Origin of the sequence: Mesorhizobium sp. AR02 (genome assembly GCF_024746835.1) — a bacterium.
In the GTDB taxonomy this organism is placed as follows: Bacteria; Pseudomonadota; Alphaproteobacteria; order Rhizobiales; family Rhizobiaceae; genus Mesorhizobium.
Window position 1 is genome coordinate 2,021,015 of record NZ_CP080531.1, and the last position, 18,884, is coordinate 2,039,898.

Here is an 18,884-nt window from a genome sequence, read left to right on the forward strand (position 1 = left end):
ATGAAAATCACCGCGCTCACCACCTACATCGTCCCGCCACGCTGGCTGTTCCTGAAGATCGAGACCGATGCCGGCGTCACCGGTTGGGGCGAGCCGGTGGTCGAAGGCCGGGCGCTGACCGTCGAGGCGGCGGTCAAGGAGCTTGGCGACTATCTCATCGGCAAGGACCCTCGCCTGATCGAAGACCACTGGACGGTGATGCATCGCGGCGGCTTCTATCGCGGCGGGCCGATCCTGATGAGCGCCATTGCCGGCATCGACCAGGCGCTGTGGGACATCAAGGGCAGGGCGCTCGGCGTGCCCGTGCACGAACTGCTCGGCGGAAAGCTGCGCGACAGTATCAAGGTCTATTCCTGGATCGGCGGCGACCGGCCGGCCGAAGTGGCGGCGGGCGCCAAGGAAGTGGTTTCGCGAGGCTTCCTGGCGCTGAAGATGAACGGCACCGAGGAGCTGCAGATCGTCGACAGCCACGACAAGATCGATGCCGCCGTGGAACGGGTCGCCATGGTGCGCGAGGCTGTCGGCCCCAATATCGGCATCGCCGTCGATTTCCACGGCCGCGTGCACCGGCCGATGGCGCGCATCCTGGTCAAGGAACTGGAGCCCTACCGGCTGATGTTCATCGAGGAGCCGGTGCTCAGCGAAAATCGCGAGGCGCTGAAGGAGATCGCCGCCCTCGGCTCGACGCCGATCGCGCTCGGCGAACGGCTCTACAGTCGCTGGGACTTCAAGTCGGTGTTCGAGGAAGGCGTCGTCGACATCATCCAACCCGACCTGTCGCATGCCGGCGGCATCACCGAATGCCGCAAGATCGCGGCGATGGCGGAAGCCTATGACGTGGCCGTCGCGCCGCACTGCCCGCTTGGGCCGATCGCGCTCGCCGCCTGCCTGCAGCTCGATGCGGTCAGCTACAACTGCTTCATCCAGGAGCAGAGCCTCGGCATCCACTACAACGCCGCCAACGACCTGCTCGACTACGCCGCCAACAAGGACGTTTTCCGCTACGAGGATGGCTATGTCGCCATCCCCGATGGTCCGGGCCTGGGTGTCGAGATCGACGAGGAGTATGTCAAGGAACGCGCCAAGGAGGGCCACCGCTGGCGCAACCCGATCTGGCGCCACAAGGACGGCTCCTTCGCCGAGTGGTGATGGGGTGTTGGTCTAGCAAGCGGAGCGTGTAGGGCTGCCGCCGAAACCGCCCGAGACGAGCGCGAACGGTGGACCGAGCGACCCATTCACCGGCTGTGGTTGGCTGAGAGACTGTTTGGTGGTGGAGGCAGTCAGGAGCGAACGAGTCTCGGCTGGGATTTTCCCTGATATAGTCCAAAAACAGGGAAAACCCAGCGAATCCGGCTTCTCTTGGACTTTTCGACCCCAAATATCGACGCAATATCGTGGACTTAGGCTCCTTTTCCCTAAGCAGTTAACAGGGTGACTTTTAGGATTTAACAGGGACCGTTAATCCTCCCAGGGGGCTCCGCAGCCATTTTGTCGTGTAGTGAAATCGTCCTATTCCAGACCTCAGTGGACTAGCGTCAAGGACAACCCTCTTGACGAGCGGCAGTAACTAGAGTTTCCATAATCCAGGCCGTGTGTGGATTGGGAAGATCTGCCGTACCGAATGGCCGCGCCTTAGGGTGGAATGTTCTGAGACTGACGAGACTTCTACAGGAAACTGTGTCGGCATAGCTTCCCAGCTTCTGTGCCGAAAGGAAGCCTCCGAGCGCGCGGCGCCGGAGGCTATTTTTACGCCTTCGACGCCTCCAATTGGCTGGAGGCACCAATGGCAGTTATACGAACCAAGAAGCAAGTTGACCGGCTTGAAGCGATTAACGCGAAGGCCGATCGAAGGCTCGCTTCATTGAGCGACATCGCTCGACATTCGCCCTCATCACAACCTGGCGAAAAACCCTCCCTTTCCCCTGCGACCCATTCACCGGTGATCGAGCAGATCCCGCCGGCCAGGCTCAAGCCGCATCCTTCGAACGCAAAAACGCATTCCAAAAAACAAATCGGGCAGATCGCCAGGAGTGTGAAGCGGTTCGGGTTTCAGAGCCCGGTGATCATCAATGCCGACAATGTCGTCCTTGCCGGTCACGGCCGGATCGAGGCTGCAAAGTTACTTGGCTTGGCTCTCATTCCCTGCCTTCGGGTCACTGGCCTCTCCGATGCCGAGGAACGCGCCTTCGTCATCGCCGACAACAAGATCGCGGCGAATGGAGGTTGGGACCGGGGCATCCTTGCAGAAAGCTTGCATGCCCTAATGCTTGACTTGCCGCAACTGGAGATTCCGGACGACTTATCGATCACGGGATTTGAGAGCGGCGAGATCGAGGCAATCCTGTCCGATCATGAGCTTTCCGCAGCCGACCCCGCAGATGATATCGGCGTCGCTCCAGCAGGCAGCCCTATCGTCACTCGCCGTGGAGATCTTTGGCTGCTCGGCGACCATCGCCTGGTCTGCGGCGACGCTCGGGACCCTGCTTCGGTGGACAAACTTATGGCCGGCAAATGTGCCGATGTCGCGATAATCGACCCACCCTGGAATGTCGAGGTCACCGGACATATCGGTGGCCGGGGAAAAACGCGGCATGCCGAGTTCGCCTTTGCTTCCGGCGAGATGAACGGTCGCCAGTATCGCCGCTTCCTGGCAGCCTCGCTGAAACGACTGATGGCGGCCTGCAAGGACGGTGCGCTCATTTATGTCTTCATCGATTGGAGACATATCGAGGTTCTGTGCGAAGTTGGGCGCACCGCCGGTCTCGTGCTGCGCAATATCTGCATTTGGAACAAGACCACTCCGGGACAAGGATCGTTCTATCGATCTGCGCATGAACTGGTCGTTGTGTTCCAAAAACCTGGGGCGGCGGCGGTCAACAACATCGCACTGGGCAAGTTCGGCAGGTCCAGAACCAACGTTTGGACATTTGCCTCTCCTAACAAATTCAAGGATACCAACGACCCGCTCAGTGGGCATCCGACTCCGAAACCGGTCACGATGATCGCCGAAGCGATCAAGGACGCATCACACCGCCGCGGCATCGTTCTCGATAGTTTTTTGGGATCGGGCACCACCATCCTGGCCGCCGAGAAGGTCGGTCGGCTCGGCTACGGCATCGAGTACGAGCCGGTCTACTGCGATCTGTCCATTCGGCGATGGCAGGCATTCACCGGCAAAGACGCCGTCCTGTCGACGACCGGCCAGACGTTCGATGAGATCGCAGCGGCAGCTCAACCGAATGGGCCGCCAGCAATACTCAAAGCGCCTTTTTCTGTCTGAACGAGCAGTCGCTTGATGACGCCGCTGAAGGCGGTCTGCTGCACAAACCCAATTCGAAAATAGAGTACGTTCATGACAAAATCCCGCAAAAACCCTGATGCCGAGATCGGGTATGGCAAACCTCCGCGTGAATATCGATACCCGAAGGGGGTCAGTGGCAATCCGCGTGGCCGGCCTAAAAAGCACCAAACCGTCGGCGAGAAGTTTGAAGCCGCACTCAACCGGATGATGACCATCCACGAAGCTGATGGGCCACGGCAGATCAGCGTCTTCGACGGCGTTGTCCACGCAGCATTTGCTGCGGCCTTGAGAGGCAACTTGCGTGCTATCGACCTGGTCCTTCGGCTTTACGAGCGCTACCGGGACGACGCAGCAACGACGATCGATCCGAAGGATCTTAGCGCCGCTGACCGAAAAATCCTCGACAACTATATGCGCCGCGTTCAGACCCGCGCTGCGTCCAGCAGTTCACCAGTGCCTTCGAATTCCGATGAGGAAGAGAAGGATTGATCATGACGCACTCAAGCGGGAGGTTCGACCGCAACCTGCTCGATGCAGCGCTGCGGACCGATTTTGCGGCTTTCATCGAGGCAGCTTTCCACCTGCTGAATCCAGGCACCGACTACGCGCCGAACTGGCATATCGATGCGATTGCTCATCATCTGGAGCTCGTGAGGCTCGGCACGGTTCGAAGGCTAATCATCACCATGCCGCCGCGAAGTCTGAAATCGCTTTCGGCGTCAATCGCGCTTCCGGCCTTCATCCATGGGCATGATCCGACCCGCAGCGTTATTGGCGTCACCTATGCGCAAGACCTCTCGAACAAACTCAGCAGGGAGTACCGCTCGCTCATAGCCTCGCCGTTTTACCGACGGCTGTTTCCTCAGACGCGCACCGATGCTCGAAAGGATTCAGAATCTGAGGTCACGTTGACTGCAAAGGGGGGCCGCCTGTCTACATCGGTTGGCGGCACACTGACCGGCCGCGGCGCCGACTTTATAATCCTGGACGATCCGTTGAAGGCCCAGGATGCGTCGTCTTCCGCAAAGCGCGATGCCTTGAACAACTGGTATGGATCGACCTTGGTATCGCGCCTAAACGACAAGGAAACCGGCGCCATCGTCATCGTCACTCAGCGTCTGCACAGCGACGATCTGATCGGATACATTTTGGCGCAGTCCGAAAGCTGGACAGTGCTTGATCTGCCGGCAATCGCCGACCAGACTGTCAAGATCAGTATCGGCGGCGGCGCATATCACATGTTCCGAAAGGATGAGCTTCTCCATCCGGCCCGAGAATCTCGGACTGTCCTGGACGACTTGCGAAAAGAACTCGGCAGCGAAGCTTTCGCCGCCCAGTATCTCCAGCAGCCGGTGCCGCCCGGTGGCGCAATGTTCCAACGGGCTTGGATCCAGCGCTATTCTAACGCGCCAAGCTTTACCTTCGGTGACGAAATCATCCAGTCTTGGGACACTGCAGCCAAAACCTCACCCGATAATGATTGGTCCGTTTGCACAACTTGGCTGCGACGGGAGGGCAATCACTATCTGCTCCACGTCCATCGTGAGCGCCTCAATTATCCGTAAGCGCTCATTTCCCCGCACATTGACGGCCCTTGCAACAACTGATCGCTTTCAGACGGACGCGTCGGGTCAGGCTGCGGCGGCTTTGAGGAAGTTGAAGGGCAGGAGATCGTCGATAGCCACGTTCTCGGGGCGCTGAGGCAGTTCAGTGAGGACGTGGCGCAACCACGCTAACGGCTCGACGCCACAGGCGCGGCAGGTTAACATCAGGCTGTAGACGATGGCGCTGGCCTTGGCTCCGTCGACAGTATCGCTGAACAACCAACTCTTCCTGCCAGTTGCAAAAATCCTGATGTCGCGCTCCAGAAGATTGTTGTCGATCGGCATGCTGCCGTCCTCGGTGTAACGCGTCAGATATCCCCATTGGTTCAGGGTGTAGGAGACGGCGTCGCCGAGCTTGCTGTCCGGCAAGACTTTTGGGGCGATGTCGTCGAGCCATGCCTTGAGAGCATGGAGGATGGGGACACTATGTTGCTGGCGGAAGCGGCGAATGCAGTGATCTCGCGTTTCGCCGTCATCGGGGATTTCGTTCCGCGCCTGCCTTTCAACTCGGTAGAGCTGTTCGAAGAACCGGAGTGCCTGTTCCGGCGGCCCGCCGCCTTTCTTCCTCGCCTTTAGGGCATCGACGAAGCGCCGCCTGGAATGGGCCATGCATCCAAGATGCGTTGCCCCTTCCAGCGTGCGCCAGGCGGAATAGCCGTCGCTCATCACGATGCCGCGGTAATCGCCGAGGAAGGCCTGCGGGTGTATCTGGCCGCGGCCCGGCTGATATTCGAGCAGCACGATCGGCTCGTCACTGTCCTGGCCGCTCCGGTATGCCCACATGTACGAGGTGCTGGCGGCCTCTCTGTCCATTTCCTTCAGCACCTGGACCGTGGTCTCGTCACCATGGATGAGGGGCTGCGATCTGAGCCGCAGCTTCAGCGCGTCATAGATGCGGGAGAGATGCTTTTCGCTCGAGCCGATCACCCAGTGGCCCAGAGCGCCTCGGCTGACAGGAACGCCGGCGCGCTCGAATGCCTGCGCCAGGCGGTAGAGCGGTGTGCCGTCGACATACTTATGAACGAGCGCGAAGGCCAGCGTCGAGGCCGTAGCGATGCTGCCCGGCAAAGGTTGCGTGGGCATCGGCGCGGTCACGACCGGCGTGCTGATCCCGGTGCGGTCGCAATGACGGCAAGCATATTTGAACCGCACATTCTGCAGGACCTTCGCCTTCACCTCGATATGAAGTTGCTCGGTAACGGTCTCGCCCATGCGATGCATCTGGTGACGGCAGCAAGGACAAGCCTTCTGGGCGTCGGGAAGGTCATACTCGACACGCTCGCGCGGCAGGTTTTCCGGCAAGGCCTTGCGGCCGCGCTTCTTTCCCGTCGCCCCTTCGCTCGCCGGCAAGCCCGTGTCCGGCAGGACAACGACATCGCCATCTTCGTTGTCGGCGGCGTCCTCATCCGCGGCCTGTTCGGCTTCATTGAAGAGGCGGTCAATGTGTTTTTCACTGCGCGGCGCAAAACGATGCAGTCGTGCAAGCGCCAGCTCTTCCTCGAGTTTGACGACGCGTTCGGTGAGTTGACGGTTCTCCGCCCGAAGCGCAGCAATACGCGCCATCAACTCTTCAACAGTCGGTTCGCCGGGTCGATTCATCAGATTCTTGAATCGAAAGCATGCCGGCGCGTCAATCGCTCAATTCGAGAGCCCTCAACCGGCAACCTGATATTGCCGCACCGGATGGCGGACCATCGCATCGATATCGATGCCGTCGAGGATCCAGTGCAATTGCTCGGTCGTAAGCGTGACCACCGCTGCCTCCCGGCGCGGCCACCGGAACTTGTCCTCGGTCAGCCGCTTCAGGACCAGCACGAAGCCGGACCGGTCAAAGAACAAGAGCTTCATCCGGTCGCGACGGCGATTGCAGAAGGCAAAAACCGCTGGAGCAAACGGATCGAGCGCCATCGTCTCTTGGACCAGAACCGCAAGGCTGTTGATGCCGGCCCGGAAGTCGATCGGCTCGCGGTGCAGGTAGACTTTCAGGTCAGCGCCCAGTCTGAACATGACCCAGTGCTCCGATGGTCGCCGTCAATGCATCCACATCACCGCATTCCAGCGTCAACTTCACGCCGTTCGGCAGTGACGCGCTCACCTTGGCTGGAGAGGAAAAAAGCGCAGCCCTTTTGGCTTCCGACCCATGCACTTCATCACAGGTCGCCGGCAAATCCACCGCAGCCATGCTGCTCTGTCGCAGCAAGACCCGATCGGAAGTGCTTTCAATCTGAACCGGGATGAACGCCGGTGATGAGGACGGCGGGAGGGACTGGGTCTCAGTGCGCTTCTTTATCCACTTCCGAAGAAGGTTCGCATTGACCCCATGTTCGAGCGCAAGCCTCGATACCGACACGCCAGGCTCAAGGCAGGCCGAGACAAGACGGTCCTTCGATGCAGGGTCGTATCGGCGTCGCCCGTTCCGACCAACAAGCCTTACCTGCAATTTCTGATCATCTTCTTCCATCACAAGGTGTCCACCTATTTGGGTGGACACCTCATGCATCAGAGCACTCAACAGCAAAAGGTGCGGGGAAATTCGCGCTTACAATTATCCCGACTTGAAGTCAAAAGCTTTGGAACTCGCACGTCGCTATGAACCGCTGATGGTACTGGTCGAGGACACCGGCGTGGGCATCGGGCTCGTTCCGGAACTCCGAAATGAAGGCGTCAATGTCTGGCCGGTCAAAGCGGTCGATTCAAAGGAAGTCCGTGCTTCACTCCAGACTGCGATGTTCGAGGGCGGGCGCGTCTATTTTCCAAAGCAGGCGACCTGGCTCGATGCATTTGAGGCCGAGCTGTTCGCGTTTCCGGGCGGCAGACACGATGATCAAGTCGATTCCGTCGTTCAGGCCTTGGCCTACAAGCCCATAGGATCGGTGACCAGAACGATTGCAATACCAATGTGACTAATGGCTAGTTATGAGCAGCGATCGGGCCAGGACTGCGACTGTCTGGTATTGTCCGCTGCACGTAAGGCGATCCTCTCATCAATTGGTATCTCTCGAGCGACGCCAATGTCGATCTCGATACGGTCAAGCCGAATTCGGGTTCAGATTGAAGTCCCTCGAAATCTCGCGATACGAATGGTGCCTGTGGCTGGCACCAGGCCACCGATGGAATGAAGAAGATATCCGGGTCAGCCTGACCCTCCTGGAGCACTACCAAAGCAAGGTAGCGATTGGGCCCGATTGCAAAATGCTTTTTGCGCATAAAAACGTAATTTGGCTTGGAAAGTCGGACGGTTTTGACCTGAACTTCAGCAAACTGCACTGGATCGCCCTCGATCCGCACTACGAGATCAACCGCACGGTCATCGACCGCAGGCAAATAAACGTCAAAGCTTCTCTGTGTCAGAGCCATCGTTGTCAGCTGTTCGCCCCAACGCACACTTGCCTCATCTGAGCGGGACCAGCGCTCTCCGAATTCAGGCCGAATGATCATTTCGGAATGATAGTGTGGCCGCGCACATGATAGATGTGCTCCCCGGTCTCGATAGAAATGTTGCCTGTGATGTTGCAGCCAGATCCTGAGAGAGTCACCGTAAAGGCCTCATTTGAAAGATCTTTGGCGAAGTAGCTGGCTCCCGCGGCGCCTCCCAGCAAGAGCACAAGTGGAACGGCCAAAGGTTGGCGCAGGCGGCCATGCCGCCATGGGTTCGAAATCGCCGAATTGGATGTCCGTCTCGATGGACCCATTTCATCAAAATAGAGCTTGTCGATTTCCAGCATAAAAATAGGAATGCTCATATTTTCACGACGGCCACTATGCGTGTCCGTCAGTGTTCCTCGGCACGCCGATGGCTAGTTGCGAGCAGCGATCGGGTCAGGACTGCCACTGTCTGGTCTTATCTTCGGCACGAAAGGCGAGCCTCTCATCAATCGGTATTTCTCAAGCAATTGCAAAGTCGACCTCGATACAGTTAAGCCGAATTCAGGGTCGGATTGAAGCCCTCAAAATCTCGCGATACGAATGGTGCCTTCGGCTCGCCCCAGGACATTGATGGTATGAAGAAGATATCCGGATCAGCCTGCCCCTCCTGGAGCACTACCAGAGCCAGGTAGCGATTGGGCCCGATCGCAAAATGCTTTTTGCGCATGAAAATATAACTCGGCTTTGCCAGCCTGATCGTTTTGACCTGGACTTCCGCAAACTGGACCGGATCGCTTCCGATCCGCACTATGAGATCAACCGCCCGGTCATCGACACAAGGTGTATAAACGTCAAAACCTCTCTGTGTCAGGGCCATCGTAGTGAGTTGTTCGCCCCAACGCCCACTCGTAGCTTGTCCAGTCCAGACCAAGATCCACCATCGAATCCAACCATAGTCGCCGCCTCCATACAGTCGCGCAAACAGGCTCGCGCCTGTCACGAAACATAGCGCCGATAGCTTAAATCATGGTGTCATAGAACGTGGTTTCTTGAACGACCCGCCGGCCTTCTCCTCCCATGGACGTTCGCCAACTCGTCGCTTGGAACCTTCGCCGGCTGCGCGTGGCAAACAACATTTCGCAGGACGAGTTGGCGTTACGAGCCGAAGTCGAGAGCGCCTATGTCGGACATCTCGAACGTGCGACAAAGAACCCGACGATCGAAACTCTCGAGCGCCTTGCAGACGCTTTAAAGGCCCCTATCTCTGAATTGTTTGTCGAGCCGTCGCATGACCAAAAGCGACCGGAGCCTCTGCGCGCCGGCCGAAGGAGGGGTGAGCGATAGCGACGAGAGGTAAGGAACTGTCGCCTCGCTATGAAGTGGCTAGCTTCACACCCGAGCTTCGCCCGGCTTTCAGACAAAGTTGGCACGGTCGCCCGTCGAAGTGTGACGCGTTAGTTCAACATATAGATGAAGATCGGCAGTTACACGGCACTTAGCTTGCCCGTGAGGCGCGCTGAGAACAGTTCGTCATATGGCGACCCAGCGGTAACGAATGCAGACGGTTCCACTTAATCTCGTAAACCGCTTCAACTGACTCTCGACTAGTCAGCGCCTGAGCTGATCGCAAGCCTCCTGTCAACTTCGACCTTCCCTTTGATGCTAGACTGGATCCAGGAGCACTTTGATAGCAAATTCTTGCCTCTGCATCCGTGAGGCACCGTTGAGCCGGGCTCTCGACTCGGAAAGGTACAAACCGAAGGCTACGAACAGCTTGCTATTATGCCATCAAGATTGAGACAATCAGACTGCGGCACGACCATTTTTGCTATAAAGAAAGATAGAAATTGCACGGGGGGTCATCATGTCGCTGATCGAAAGAATCGAAAGTCCGGGCCAGAAGAGGATGCTCGCGATCGACGGCGGCGGAATCCGCGGCGTGCTTGCACTTTCGATATTGCAAAGGATCGAGGACATACTGAAGGCTCAATCGGGTCGCGAGGAATTTCGACTGGCGGACTATTTCGACTATATCGCGGGCACCAGCACTGGCGGCATTATCGCGGCCGGCCTATCGATTGGCATGTCCGTCCGCGATGTGTTGCAGTTCTATCTGAAGAATGGCGCACAAATGTTCGAAAGGGCTAGCCTGCTGCAGCGCCTGCGCTACAAATTTGAAAGCGAGCCGCTCGCCAGACAGCTGAAGAGTGTTTTCAGGGCAGACACGCAATTGGGCTCCGACAGGCTTCAGACTTTGCTGTTGCTGGTGATGCGCAACGCTTCAACGGATTCGCCATGGCCACTGTCGAACAACCCCTACGCCAAGTACAATGACCCCGGCCGGCCGGACTGCAATCTTCAACTACCGCTGTGGCAGCTTGTGCGGGCCAGCTCTGCCGCGCCTAGCTATTTTCCGCCCGAAGTGATCTCGCTGCCCTCCCAGAACAATGCGCCGGGCCGGCAATTCATTTTCGTGGACGGCGGCGTTACCATGTACAATAATCCCGCCTTTCAGATGTTTCTAATGGCGACGGTCGACCGGTACTGGTTGCGAAAGCCCGAGGCTCGGTGGAATGCTGGTGCAGACAACATGCTCTTGGTTTCGGTGGGCACTGGAACCAGCGCTGATGTGCGCACGGGTCTCAATCCTGACCAGATGAATTTGCTGTTCGACGCGACCACGATTCCATCTGCACTGATGTTTGCGGCGCTGAACGAGCAGGATCTGCTCTGCCGCGTTTTCGGAAGATGTCTTGCAGGGGACCCGATAGACCGCGAGACCGGTGACCTGATCGGCAGCGGGGGGCCACTGGCGACGACACAGAAGCTGTTCACCTACCTCCGATACAATGCGGAATTGACGCGTTGCGGACTTGATGATCTCGGCTGCAACGATGTCAATCCCGCCACCGTCCAGAAACTCGATTCCATCAGTGGGATTCCGGATCTTCAGAAAGTGGGCGAGCAGGTCGCGAAGTTGAGGGTCAGTCCGGCCCATTTCGCGGGCTTCCCCGCAAAATCCCGTAGCCGTCCAGTTTTCCAGTGAGTGTCCGTGCCAGGAGGTGGCTCGTCACAGGCTCGTCTGACGGGACAGGCCGCGTGTGTCGTGCTGCAATAGCGGCTTCTCTCTTGGAGCTGTTGAAACATAGAAGCTTCGTCGATTCCGTCGCGATATCGCCCGATGGCAAACGCATCTTGACTGTGAGCTTCGATAACAAAAACTGGATTGCACAGATCTTTCAGGTACCGGTCGAATATGGCGATCTTCAAGGCTTTGCCATGCGATCTTGTCGAGGTGGAGAAAGAATATGGACTTGAGGACCTGAAGCCAATCCGTGGCGAAAACGTACCGATGCCGTTCGATAAGTCAAAGGTTGAATTGAGCGTTGAGTGTCGCTTCAACGCGAACTGGATCTGGAACGCGGCCTCACTCGCCGAACAACAACCTTTCTGCAAGCCGGGCGTTCACTTCTCCGACCGTTTATTATTCGGGTAAAACAGCTCGAGAGAGTGCTGCAGTTTTTGTGAACTTCCGTCCCGTTGGAAGACTTGCGCAAAAATGTCAAATTCACCCCAGCCAAACGAGCGCAGGCTGAATTTGGATGCGCGGTCATTAATGGTACGCACGGGATTGGCAAAGGTCGGATGCAGCGTGTAGACGACTTTTTCGATGTCATCGAGTTCCCTGGAAGCTCCCTCGATCCACACCGACCAGCGCCACCAGTCATCTCCCTGATATTCGCTCTTCTGCCTGATGCGGACGGTCACTTCTTACCTCTTAGATGAACGCCAATTATCCTCTTAGATGAACGCCAATGGCATTTGTGCTTTCATACGCTGAGACCCAGCTGCGCCCCTGATGTTCGATCACTACCTGTATGAGAGCATCCTTTGGAACGCGTTTGGCCTCCACGAAGAGCCCCTGCCCGATCGGGGCTACAGACGCCGGTTGAAGAGGAAGCTCGTCTCCGTTCAGGCGGACCCTGTAGAAGCATCTGAATTCGGGTTTGCGATGGATCGGCCAGATCTCCTGGACGCGTTCGTCAGGCATGAGTTGCAAGGTGACGCTGATATCCCGGTGCCATTCATGCAGAAACTCTGCAATCCTCACCAAACATTCGTCACGTCTGGCTTCCTCGTAACTGATGCGCTGGTGACCGCCGGCGATTCCCTCCTGGGGATCGACACCTTGTTCACGAATTTCGACTGCCGGGATTGGCACTGCAAGGGCGGTCGCAATTTCATCTAGAACCCAACGATGGGTTGTCCACATCCCCCGAGCACCCTTGGCCCTTTGCGTAGCGAATCCAAGCAGGGCGGACGAAGTGCGGATGCTGTTTCTCACACCCTCCGTGATCATTCCGTCAATGATTTCGCCACTAACGACCTCGTCGCCGAATGAGCGAATCAGACGATAAACAAGGTCTGGAATCCACTTGTCTCGCTCGTTAAAGCCATGCGCGACGAAAATCCGCATCTCAATTCTCTCTGATGCTTCGTCCAATTGAGGGAAAGCAATTACAGGATACCGGTTTTCTTCCGTCTCACAATCCTTGCCCGTGTTTTTAGCCGGATCGCTCGATTAGGGCAAACGAACTGTCTGCATTCGCCGCCTGGTCCTGGCCAAACAAATATTGGCGCCACGACGGATGAATCCAGAATGCCAGTTTGGACCGTGTGAACGACGTCCGCAGATTAAAATACTGCCTAGACGCAATTCACCGTTTCGTTTCGTTATAGTATGCTGATCCCGGTCGTCCATCAGGAGAGAATAATGGCCAGCATCGATGACGTCATTAGCATCCCCCCGACGCTTCTCGGTTCGAGTCTGCTCCGTGGCGAGGAAGGAACATTCGGGTCGTCCCGTGACGGGGGCAAAACACATCAAGGGATAGACATTGTCGCGAACCAGAGCTCAGCTGACAAGAGCATCTACCAAGTTCGTGCGACTGCGGCCGGACAGATAGCTTATGCGCGAACAAACGGTTCAGTAGCAAAACCTGGATATGGTTACACGGTCGTCGTCGACCATCTGAATGGGTTTTATACGCTGTATGCGCATTTGGCCATCAATGCGAGTGCTGGCCTGGCAACTGTTGGCCAGAGCGTGCAGGCTGGAGATATTATCGGATATCTGGCGGATTTGACCAACGGCGAAATGTCTTCCGGAAATGCACGTGCTGTAGCGCCTTATGACAGGATACAGCTCCACTTCGAGTGTTTTGAAGCACCTTCCGGACGCAGTTCGACGGGTGGCCTGGGTGCAATCAAAGATGGATGCACTCTGGATGATCCGACCCTGCGGTTAGCGGCTCTGGGATATGGTTCATTTTAGGATAAGATTCCCGGAAAGGCTAGATATTGCACTAGTATTACGCTGCCATTTCAATGTGCACTTCCATTACCCTTCTCCGGGGTTCCGAGATGAGCGGCATATTCCAGGGTGAGGAAAATTCCCGCGATGGCGACCGGCTAACTGTTTTCATATCGTATTCCCGCTCCGACCAGGCATTTGCAGACCGGCTTGTCCTGGCACTGGAGGCGAGAGCTTTTACAGTGTTAATCGATCGTCGGGATTTGCCATTCGGCGAAAAGATTAAGGCCGAGCTGCTGGATTTTGTCCGGCGCGCGCACGCGGTGATCTTCATAGTAAGCCCGGCGTCAATTGGTTCCCTCTGGTGCAAATGGGAAATCGCGCAGGTCACAGCGGAGTCAAAGAGGCTTGTTCCGATAGTTCTCGAACCCGTTCAGGACGACCAGCTGCCGGCTCAGATTGGCGAACTTAATCTCCTGCCGTTTGAAGATTCTGCAGTATTTGAATCGCAGATTGGCATCCTGACCAACGTGCTGTCGGGAGATAGCAAGTGGATCAAGGAGCACACCCGCCTGTCCCTGCTTGGCCGGCGGTGGAGCGACAATCTGGAAACGGACCCTCTCAAGGCGAGGGACAGCCTGCTCCGCGGTGGAGAGTTGGATGAAGCCGAGCTATGGATCCTGAGGCGCCCTCGCCACGCGCCAGAACCAACGGCACTTCATCACGCATTTATACTTGAAAGCCGTCGCGCCGAGCACGAGAGAGTCGGTCTGGAGAAGCAGCAGGTTGATAAAACTCGTCGCTTTCAAAGGCGAGCATCATGGGCTTTGGGAGCGGTAATATTGCTTGTTGCGGCAGCGATTCTCGCGACTCTGCAGCAGTCGAGATCGACATTTCAGCGCGAAAGCAATGTCTTCCTGCAGCTGTCGTCCGATGCTGCCAACAATCGTTTTTATGATCGAGCACTTCGCTACGCGGTGGCTGGACTACCGCCGCAGAAAGGAGCCTGGTCTTTGCTCATGCCCTGGTCAAGCAAGCTGGAAGCGCAGATAACATCCAGCGCATTGCAGAGTCAGCTTGAATCGCAGCTTGTTGGCCACACTTCAAATCTTAACAGTGCTGAATTTAGCCCGGACGGGCGTTTCGTTGTAACCGCGGGTGATCAGACTGCGCGCATCTGGCTGTCGTCCAATGGCAAGCAGATCGCAGTGCTATCGGGCCACACAGATCGGGTCAGAAGCGCCTCCTTCAACCCGACTGCTACGCGCATCCTGACAGCCTCCGACGACGGAACAGTCAGAATATGGGATGGGATCACAGGGCATCAGTTCATGGCCCTGATAGCCGGGAAGGGTTTTCCAGTCCATTCAGCGCACTTTAGCAAAGATGGCTCACGGGTTGTAACGGCCGCAGGAAAAACAGCGCGGGTTTGGGATGCAAACACCGGTGCACTCGTCAGCGAATTTTCGAGCCACGAGGATGAAGTCTGGAACGCAGAATTCAGCCCCGACGGTAGGCGTGTGGTAACCTCCTGTGCCAGCATGGCGTTGCTGATGGACTTCAACGTTCGTGTCTGGGATGTTGAAACTGGCAAGCTCGTGTCAAGCGTATCGAACAGGTCGACCACCAACAGCGTGACATTCAGCCCCGACGGATCGAAGGTCCTGACGGCGTCAGCGGACGAGGCTGCGCGAATCTGGGATGCAAATACCGGTGTTCTTGTAGCCGAGCTGCTGGGACACAGCGGACCCGTGCGGACTGCCCTGTTCAGTCCCGATGGCACTCGTGTCGTCACCGCATCCAGCGATGGTACCGCCCGCTTGTGGGATGTTAAAGGCGGTCCGGCCTTGATGGTTTTCCGGGGACATGCCGGTGCAGTGCTGAAAGCAAAATTCGCGTACGGTGGCGAGGTCGTCGCAACAGCATCCGAAGACGGAACTGCAAGGGTCTGGAGCGTTGCTTCGGGCTCGTCGGTGGCGGACCTCGTGGGTCACACTGGCATGGTTACAGACGTGTCATTCAATGCGGACGGGTCAAGCGTAGTAACAGCATCCGACGATGCTACTGCCCGGATATGGCGGTCAAGACCGGTGACACTCGCCGCTGTCATGCCCGGACATGAAGATGGCGCCCGATCGGCCACTTTCAGCCCGGATGGAACCAGGGCGCTAACGATTGCCGGCGATAATACCGTGCGCCTCTGGAATGCCCAGACCGGCGTTCTCCTTATCGCTATCAAGGGCGTTGCCGGTCCGAGAAAGAGTTTTGCTTCCTTCAATTTCGACGGCTCTTTATTTATTTATGGATCCCCCGACGGCACTGCACGCGTTGTGTCCGTGGCGGGAGGGAAGAACATTCTGACGATCGAAGCCCGCGAACGCTCTGCGACCGCGGCAAATGTCCCAGTGACCAGTGCAGTGTTTGGCCCAAACGACAATCAGATTCTTACAACGTCCGCTGATGGTGTCGCGCGAATCTGGCAGGGTGAGACTGGTGCGCTCTTACTGGAGTTGCTTCATGAAACCGGGCCCATAGTCGACGCAGGCTTTAGTCCGGATGGATCCCGGATTGTCACGATCTCTTCTGACAATACGGCTGCGTGCTGGGATGCAGCCGATGGCAAGCTCATCGCTCTATTCAGAGGACATACCGACATAATACGCAGCGCCGTCTTTAGTCCGGACGGAACACGCGTCGCGACGGCTTCAGTAGATGGCACAGCCCGCATCTGGGACGCGCGAAGCGGGAATGTCTTATTCGTTCTCTCTCCCAATCGCGGCTGGGTGACGGCCGCGGCATTCAGCCCAGATGGCTCACACTTGGCCATAGTCTCCCAAAACGAGACTGCCGGGATCTGGAACGCGCTTACGGGAGCACTTTTGGTGGAATTGGACGACGACCGTGGCGGACTAGTGGTGGACGCTGCTTTCAGTCCCGACGGCCGAACGGTGGTAACCGCGGTCTTCGATCCGACGAACCTGACCGGTCCCGGACGGGATGAAGTCCGACTGTGGGATGTCAATTCGGGCAATCTCGTTGGCCAGCTCAAAGGGCACGCGCGCACGGTCAGAAGCGCCGTGTTCAACGCTGCCGGTTCCCAGCTTCTGACGGCGTCCGATGACGGCTCCGTTCGCGTATGGAACGTCGACGCCACAAGATTTCACGGGCAAGAGCTGCTCGAAAATGTCTGTCGCGGCAAACTGATTGGCGCGCAGGCATTTCGCATGCAGGAACTGAAGATGCCGGTTTTGACGGGATTCAATAACGCCAACGTTTGTCAACGAAATGGTCCCTTCTCACTGGGTTACTGGACAGCTTTCGCTGCCGACCTGGGACTATTGCCATAATCGAGAGCTACAGCATAGCAATTCCTTCGAGCGCACAATGCGGACGATCATACGCATGGTTGCGGCGCAACGACGATGGCACAACTCTTCAGGCCCCGCGCTCAGGCGCGTAACAATGTCCCAACCACGGAGCTTGATCGCGATGCCTATTGATCAGAAAAACACCCGAGGCGCGAATAATCGACTGGCAAACTCGGATTTCGGGATCTCGCCGCACTTGCCGAACAAACTGCGCGACATGAGCTGCTCCGACAAAGTGCGCCAGCTCCTGATGCGACCCGGTGATGGATCGAATCGAGACTTCATGAATGCATGTTCAAAGGCTCAGAGGCCTGTCTACGGAGCCGCTGACGGTTAAGTCGATGGCCGACATCTTCATCAGCTACACGTCTTCCGACAGCGACTCGGCCAGATGGCTGCACACCGAGCTGACAGCGCTCGGTCATGTGCCGCATATCCATGAGTGGGAGAGCGCTGCCGGCGAAGACATCTATGGCTGGATGGTGAAGCGCCATGATGCGGCCGACCACGTGCTCTGCGTGATCTCTGATGAATACCTAAAAGCGCCCTATTCGACACTGGAGCGTAACGCAGCGCTATGGCAAGCGGCGAGCAAGCGGCCTGGTTTCGTACTGTTCGTGACGGTAAAGCCCTGCAAGCTCCCGACCCTTTCCGACCACATCCCGGGCTGCGAGCTCTTCGGAGTGCCAGAAGAAGCGGCGCGCCAGCGTCTCAAGGATTTCATGGCGAGACCACGCGACCAACTGACTCCGGCCTTTTTCGGCAAAGTGTTTGCGCTTACCAACGTTCCTATTCGTGTTCCGCAACACTTTTTCGGTCGAGGTGACGCGCTCCGGGCAATTGATCAGGGCCTTTCACGCCACGAGGGCCGTGTTGCAATTACCGCGCTGCATGGACTTCGCGGCGTGGGCAAGACAACGCTGGCGGCGGCTTACGCAGAGCGCAGGCGCGCCGACTATCGCGCGACCTGGTGGATAAGGTCAGAGACGCCCGAAGGCATGCGCACTGACCTCGCTGGGCTTGGGGCACGACTCGGATGGATCTCTGCCGATGCGCAGCACGAAGGGGCTGTGCTGGCAACGGTTCTGGAGCGGCTTGTCGATGAAGGCGGAGGCATTCTTCTCATTCACGACAATGCCATTGATGCGGCGGCACTCAGACATTTTCTGCCCAAGGGGGGCAAGGTGCGGATTCTGGTCACGTCGAACTTTCATGCCTGGCGAGGGTTAGCAGAGCCGGTCGAAATTGCTGTGTGGCCGATCGAGATCGGCGCTGACTATCTACTTGCCAGAACTGGCCGTTCAGACGAACGTGCCGCAGCCGAGGCGCTGACGCTTTGGGTGGATTGCCACTCGCGCACGAGCAGGCGGCCGCATACTGTGAGCGGCTGGGATCGTCCCTTTCGGAGTACGCCAAACGATTTCAGAAGGCGCCCGGACAACTGCTGACTGCACGCGCCATCCGACTACAATGATGGGCGGACCGTAGCAAAGACTTTTGCCCTTGCCGTGAAGGAGGCGACAAATCTAGATCCGGCGGCCGGGCAGCTTCTCAACTACATCGCCGTGCTGCCGCCCGACCCAATTCCGCTGTTCCTGCTCACCGAAGCCCTCCAGGGGACCGATGAACCGGCTTTTACGGACGAAGCGCTCGACAAGGCAATCGCGACCCTGCGTGCTTTTGCCCTCGTGGATCGAGGACTGATCGTCGACGAGCATGACATTTCGATCGCTACGGACACTATGCGCCTGCATCGGCTGATAAAGGAGGTAGCCACTGCGCGCCAGCCAGTCCGGCTGAGGAACGATATAAGCGGAAATCTTCTTCAAGCAATGGTGAAATTGTATCCAGAGGCTAGCGGCACATCTTACAGTAAGCCAGAGGTCTGGCCACGATGTCGACGCCTGTATTCTTTAGCGCTTGCGTTGGTT

At 57.4% G+C, this 18,884-nt stretch carries 21 protein-coding genes; 13 read left to right on the forward strand and 8 right to left on the reverse strand.

What is annotated here, in order from left to right; all coding sequences use genetic code 11:
* The 4 genes from dgoD to DBIPINDM_RS13970 all read left to right on the forward strand — a co-directional run bounded on the left by dgoD (position 1) and on the right by DBIPINDM_RS13970 (position 4,866).
* Positions 1–1,149, forward strand: a complete 1,149-nt coding sequence (gene dgoD, locus DBIPINDM_RS13955) for a galactonate dehydratase (protein ID WP_258587804.1) — start codon at positions 1–3, stop codon at positions 1,147–1,149.
* 634 nt (positions 1,150–1,783) lie between these two features.
* Positions 1,784–3,280, forward strand: a complete 1,497-nt coding sequence (locus DBIPINDM_RS13960) for a site-specific DNA-methyltransferase (RefSeq protein WP_258587805.1) — start codon at positions 1,784–1,786, stop codon at positions 3,278–3,280.
* 72 nt (positions 3,281–3,352) lie between these two features.
* Entirely contained in the window at positions 3,353–3,790 is a 438-nt protein-coding gene (locus DBIPINDM_RS13965; RefSeq protein ID WP_258587806.1) for a DUF5681 domain-containing protein, read from the forward strand.
* A 2-nt stretch (positions 3,791–3,792) separates the two neighbouring features.
* Entirely contained in the window at positions 3,793–4,866 is a 1,074-nt protein-coding gene (locus DBIPINDM_RS13970; RefSeq protein ID WP_258587807.1) for a terminase large subunit domain-containing protein, read from the forward strand.
* 66 nt (positions 4,867–4,932) lie between these two features.
* On the opposite strand, the gene tnpC is transcribed toward DBIPINDM_RS13970, so the two are convergent.
* The 3 genes from tnpC to tnpA are packed head-to-tail and all read right to left on the reverse strand — an operon-like array spanning position 4,933 to position 7,366.
* A complete protein-coding gene (tnpC, locus tag DBIPINDM_RS13975) occupies positions 4,933–6,504 on the reverse strand; it encodes an IS66 family transposase (protein ID WP_258581801.1) in 1,572 nt (523 codons plus the stop codon).
* Between the two features lie 54 nt (positions 6,505–6,558).
* Positions 6,559–6,912 (reverse strand): IS66 family insertion sequence element accessory protein TnpB, encoded by a 354-nt coding sequence (gene tnpB / locus DBIPINDM_RS13980; protein ID WP_014761846.1) that lies wholly within the window; start codon positions 6,910–6,912, stop codon positions 6,559–6,561.
* Positions 6,893–7,366, reverse strand: coding sequence for an IS66-like element accessory protein TnpA (tnpA, locus tag DBIPINDM_RS13985; protein WP_258580855.1), 474 nt, complete (start codon positions 7,364–7,366; stop codon positions 6,893–6,895). The genes tnpB and tnpA overlap by 20 nt, the downstream gene beginning before the upstream one ends.
* Before the next feature lie 109 nt (positions 7,367–7,475).
* Between tnpA and terL the strand changes: the two genes are divergently transcribed.
* Both terL and DBIPINDM_RS13995 read left to right on the forward strand, forming a co-directional pair.
* Positions 7,476–7,808, forward strand: a complete 333-nt coding sequence (gene terL, locus DBIPINDM_RS13990) for a phage terminase large subunit (RefSeq protein WP_258587808.1) — start codon at positions 7,476–7,478, stop codon at positions 7,806–7,808.
* A gap of 148 nt (positions 7,809–7,956) precedes the next feature.
* Entirely contained in the window at positions 7,957–8,304 is a 348-nt protein-coding gene (locus tag DBIPINDM_RS13995) for a hypothetical protein (RefSeq protein ID WP_258587809.1), read from the forward strand.
* Between the two features lie 35 nt (positions 8,305–8,339).
* Here the strand turns inward: DBIPINDM_RS13995 and DBIPINDM_RS14000 are convergent, their stop codons facing one another.
* A complete protein-coding gene (locus DBIPINDM_RS14000) occupies positions 8,340–8,648 on the reverse strand; it encodes a hypothetical protein (protein ID WP_258587810.1) in 309 nt (102 codons plus the stop codon).
* Between the two features lie 173 nt (positions 8,649–8,821).
* Positions 8,822–9,148 carry a hypothetical protein gene (locus tag DBIPINDM_RS14005; protein ID WP_258587811.1) on the reverse strand — a complete coding sequence of 109 codons (327 nt, stop codon included), beginning with the start codon at positions 9,146–9,148 and terminating at the stop codon, positions 8,822–8,824.
* A gap of 200 nt (positions 9,149–9,348) precedes the next feature.
* On the opposite strand from DBIPINDM_RS14005, the gene DBIPINDM_RS14010 reads away from it, so the two are divergent.
* The 4 genes from DBIPINDM_RS14010 to DBIPINDM_RS14020 all read left to right on the forward strand — a co-directional run bounded on the left by DBIPINDM_RS14010 (position 9,349) and on the right by DBIPINDM_RS14020 (position 11,767).
* Positions 9,349–9,615, forward strand: a complete 267-nt coding sequence (locus tag DBIPINDM_RS14010; RefSeq protein WP_258587812.1) for a helix-turn-helix domain-containing protein — start codon at positions 9,349–9,351, stop codon at positions 9,613–9,615.
* 520 nt (positions 9,616–10,135) lie between these two features.
* Positions 10,136–11,317, forward strand: a complete 1,182-nt coding sequence (locus tag DBIPINDM_RS14015) for a patatin-like phospholipase family protein (RefSeq protein WP_258587813.1) — start codon at positions 10,136–10,138, stop codon at positions 11,315–11,317.
* Positions 11,318–11,370: 53 nt separating this feature from the next.
* Positions 11,371–11,589, forward strand: coding sequence for a hypothetical protein (locus DBIPINDM_RS43615; RefSeq protein ID WP_416361756.1), 219 nt, complete (start codon positions 11,371–11,373; stop codon positions 11,587–11,589).
* Complete coding sequence (locus tag DBIPINDM_RS14020) at positions 11,528–11,767, forward strand: hypothetical protein (RefSeq protein WP_258587814.1); 240 nt, start codon at positions 11,528–11,530, stop codon at positions 11,765–11,767. The genes DBIPINDM_RS43615 and DBIPINDM_RS14020 overlap by 62 nt, the downstream gene beginning before the upstream one ends.
* On the opposite strand, the gene DBIPINDM_RS14025 is transcribed toward DBIPINDM_RS14020, so the two are convergent.
* A complete protein-coding gene (locus tag DBIPINDM_RS14025) occupies positions 11,737–12,039 on the reverse strand; it encodes a pYEATS domain-containing protein (protein WP_258587815.1) in 303 nt (100 codons plus the stop codon). The genes DBIPINDM_RS14020 and DBIPINDM_RS14025 overlap by 31 nt on opposite strands.
* A 25-nt stretch (positions 12,040–12,064) precedes the next feature.
* Positions 12,065–12,748: a hypothetical protein gene (locus DBIPINDM_RS14030; RefSeq protein WP_258587816.1), complete on the reverse strand. Its 684-nt coding sequence runs from the start codon at positions 12,746–12,748 to the stop codon at positions 12,065–12,067.
* Between the two features lie 297 nt (positions 12,749–13,045).
* On the opposite strand from DBIPINDM_RS14030, the gene DBIPINDM_RS14035 reads away from it, so the two are divergent.
* The 3 genes from DBIPINDM_RS14035 to DBIPINDM_RS14045 all read left to right on the forward strand — a co-directional run bounded on the left by DBIPINDM_RS14035 (position 13,046) and on the right by DBIPINDM_RS14045 (position 18,401).
* Entirely contained in the window at positions 13,046–13,606 is a 561-nt protein-coding gene (locus DBIPINDM_RS14035; RefSeq protein WP_258587817.1) for a murein hydrolase activator EnvC family protein, read from the forward strand.
* 89 nt (positions 13,607–13,695) lie between these two features.
* Complete coding sequence (locus tag DBIPINDM_RS14040) at positions 13,696–16,932, forward strand: TIR domain-containing protein (protein ID WP_258587818.1); 3,237 nt, start codon at positions 13,696–13,698, stop codon at positions 16,930–16,932.
* A 362-nt stretch (positions 16,933–17,294) separates the two neighbouring features.
* Positions 17,295–18,401 carry a toll/interleukin-1 receptor domain-containing protein gene (locus tag DBIPINDM_RS14045; RefSeq protein WP_258587819.1) on the forward strand — a complete coding sequence of 369 codons (1,107 nt, stop codon included), beginning with the start codon at positions 17,295–17,297 and terminating at the stop codon, positions 18,399–18,401.
* Positions 18,402–18,479: 78 nt separating this feature from the next.
* Here DBIPINDM_RS14045 and DBIPINDM_RS14050 read toward each other — a convergent pair whose 3' ends face one another.
* Complete coding sequence (locus DBIPINDM_RS14050; protein ID WP_258587820.1) at positions 18,480–18,782, reverse strand: hypothetical protein; 303 nt, start codon at positions 18,780–18,782, stop codon at positions 18,480–18,482.
* Positions 18,783–18,884 lie beyond the last annotated feature (102 nt).

What these genes read in the sequence shown, in the direction of transcription:
- dgoD (WP_258587804.1), top strand. Translation starts at nt 1, where the DNA reads ATGAAAATCACCGCGCTCACCACCTACATCGTCCCGCCACGCTGGCTG.
- DBIPINDM_RS13960 (WP_258587805.1), top strand. Translation starts at nt 1,784, where the DNA reads ATGGCAGTTATACGAACCAAGAAGCAAGTTGACCGGCTTGAAGCGATT.
- DBIPINDM_RS13965 (WP_258587806.1), top strand. Translation starts at nt 3,353, where the DNA reads ATGACAAAATCCCGCAAAAACCCTGATGCCGAGATCGGGTATGGCAAA.
- DBIPINDM_RS13970 (WP_258587807.1), top strand. Translation starts at nt 3,793, where the DNA reads ATGACGCACTCAAGCGGGAGGTTCGACCGCAACCTGCTCGATGCAGCG.
- tnpC (WP_258581801.1), bottom strand. Translation starts at nt 6,504, where the DNA reads ATGAATCGACCCGGCGAACCGACTGTTGAAGAGTTGATGGCGCGTATT.
- tnpB (WP_014761846.1), bottom strand. Translation starts at nt 6,912, where the DNA reads ATGTTCAGACTGGGCGCTGACCTGAAAGTCTACCTGCACCGCGAGCCG.
- tnpA (WP_258580855.1), bottom strand. Translation starts at nt 7,366, where the DNA reads ATGGAAGAAGATGATCAGAAATTGCAGGTAAGGCTTGTTGGTCGGAAC.
- DBIPINDM_RS14000 (WP_258587810.1), bottom strand. Translation starts at nt 8,648, where the DNA reads ATGAGCATTCCTATTTTTATGCTGGAAATCGACAAGCTCTATTTTGAT.
- DBIPINDM_RS14005 (WP_258587811.1), bottom strand. Translation starts at nt 9,148, where the DNA reads ATGGCCCTGACACAGAGAGGTTTTGACGTTTATACACCTTGTGTCGAT.
- DBIPINDM_RS14010 (WP_258587812.1), top strand. Translation starts at nt 9,349, where the DNA reads ATGGACGTTCGCCAACTCGTCGCTTGGAACCTTCGCCGGCTGCGCGTG.
- DBIPINDM_RS14015 (WP_258587813.1), top strand. Translation starts at nt 10,136, where the DNA reads ATGTCGCTGATCGAAAGAATCGAAAGTCCGGGCCAGAAGAGGATGCTC.
- DBIPINDM_RS14020 (WP_258587814.1), top strand. Translation starts at nt 11,528, where the DNA reads ATGGCGATCTTCAAGGCTTTGCCATGCGATCTTGTCGAGGTGGAGAAA.
- DBIPINDM_RS14030 (WP_258587816.1), bottom strand. Translation starts at nt 12,748, where the DNA reads ATGCGGATTTTCGTCGCGCATGGCTTTAACGAGCGAGACAAGTGGATT.
- DBIPINDM_RS14035 (WP_258587817.1), top strand. Translation starts at nt 13,046, where the DNA reads ATGGCCAGCATCGATGACGTCATTAGCATCCCCCCGACGCTTCTCGGT.
- DBIPINDM_RS14040 (WP_258587818.1), top strand. Translation starts at nt 13,696, where the DNA reads ATGAGCGGCATATTCCAGGGTGAGGAAAATTCCCGCGATGGCGACCGG.
- DBIPINDM_RS14045 (WP_258587819.1), top strand. Translation starts at nt 17,295, where the DNA reads ATGGCCGACATCTTCATCAGCTACACGTCTTCCGACAGCGACTCGGCC.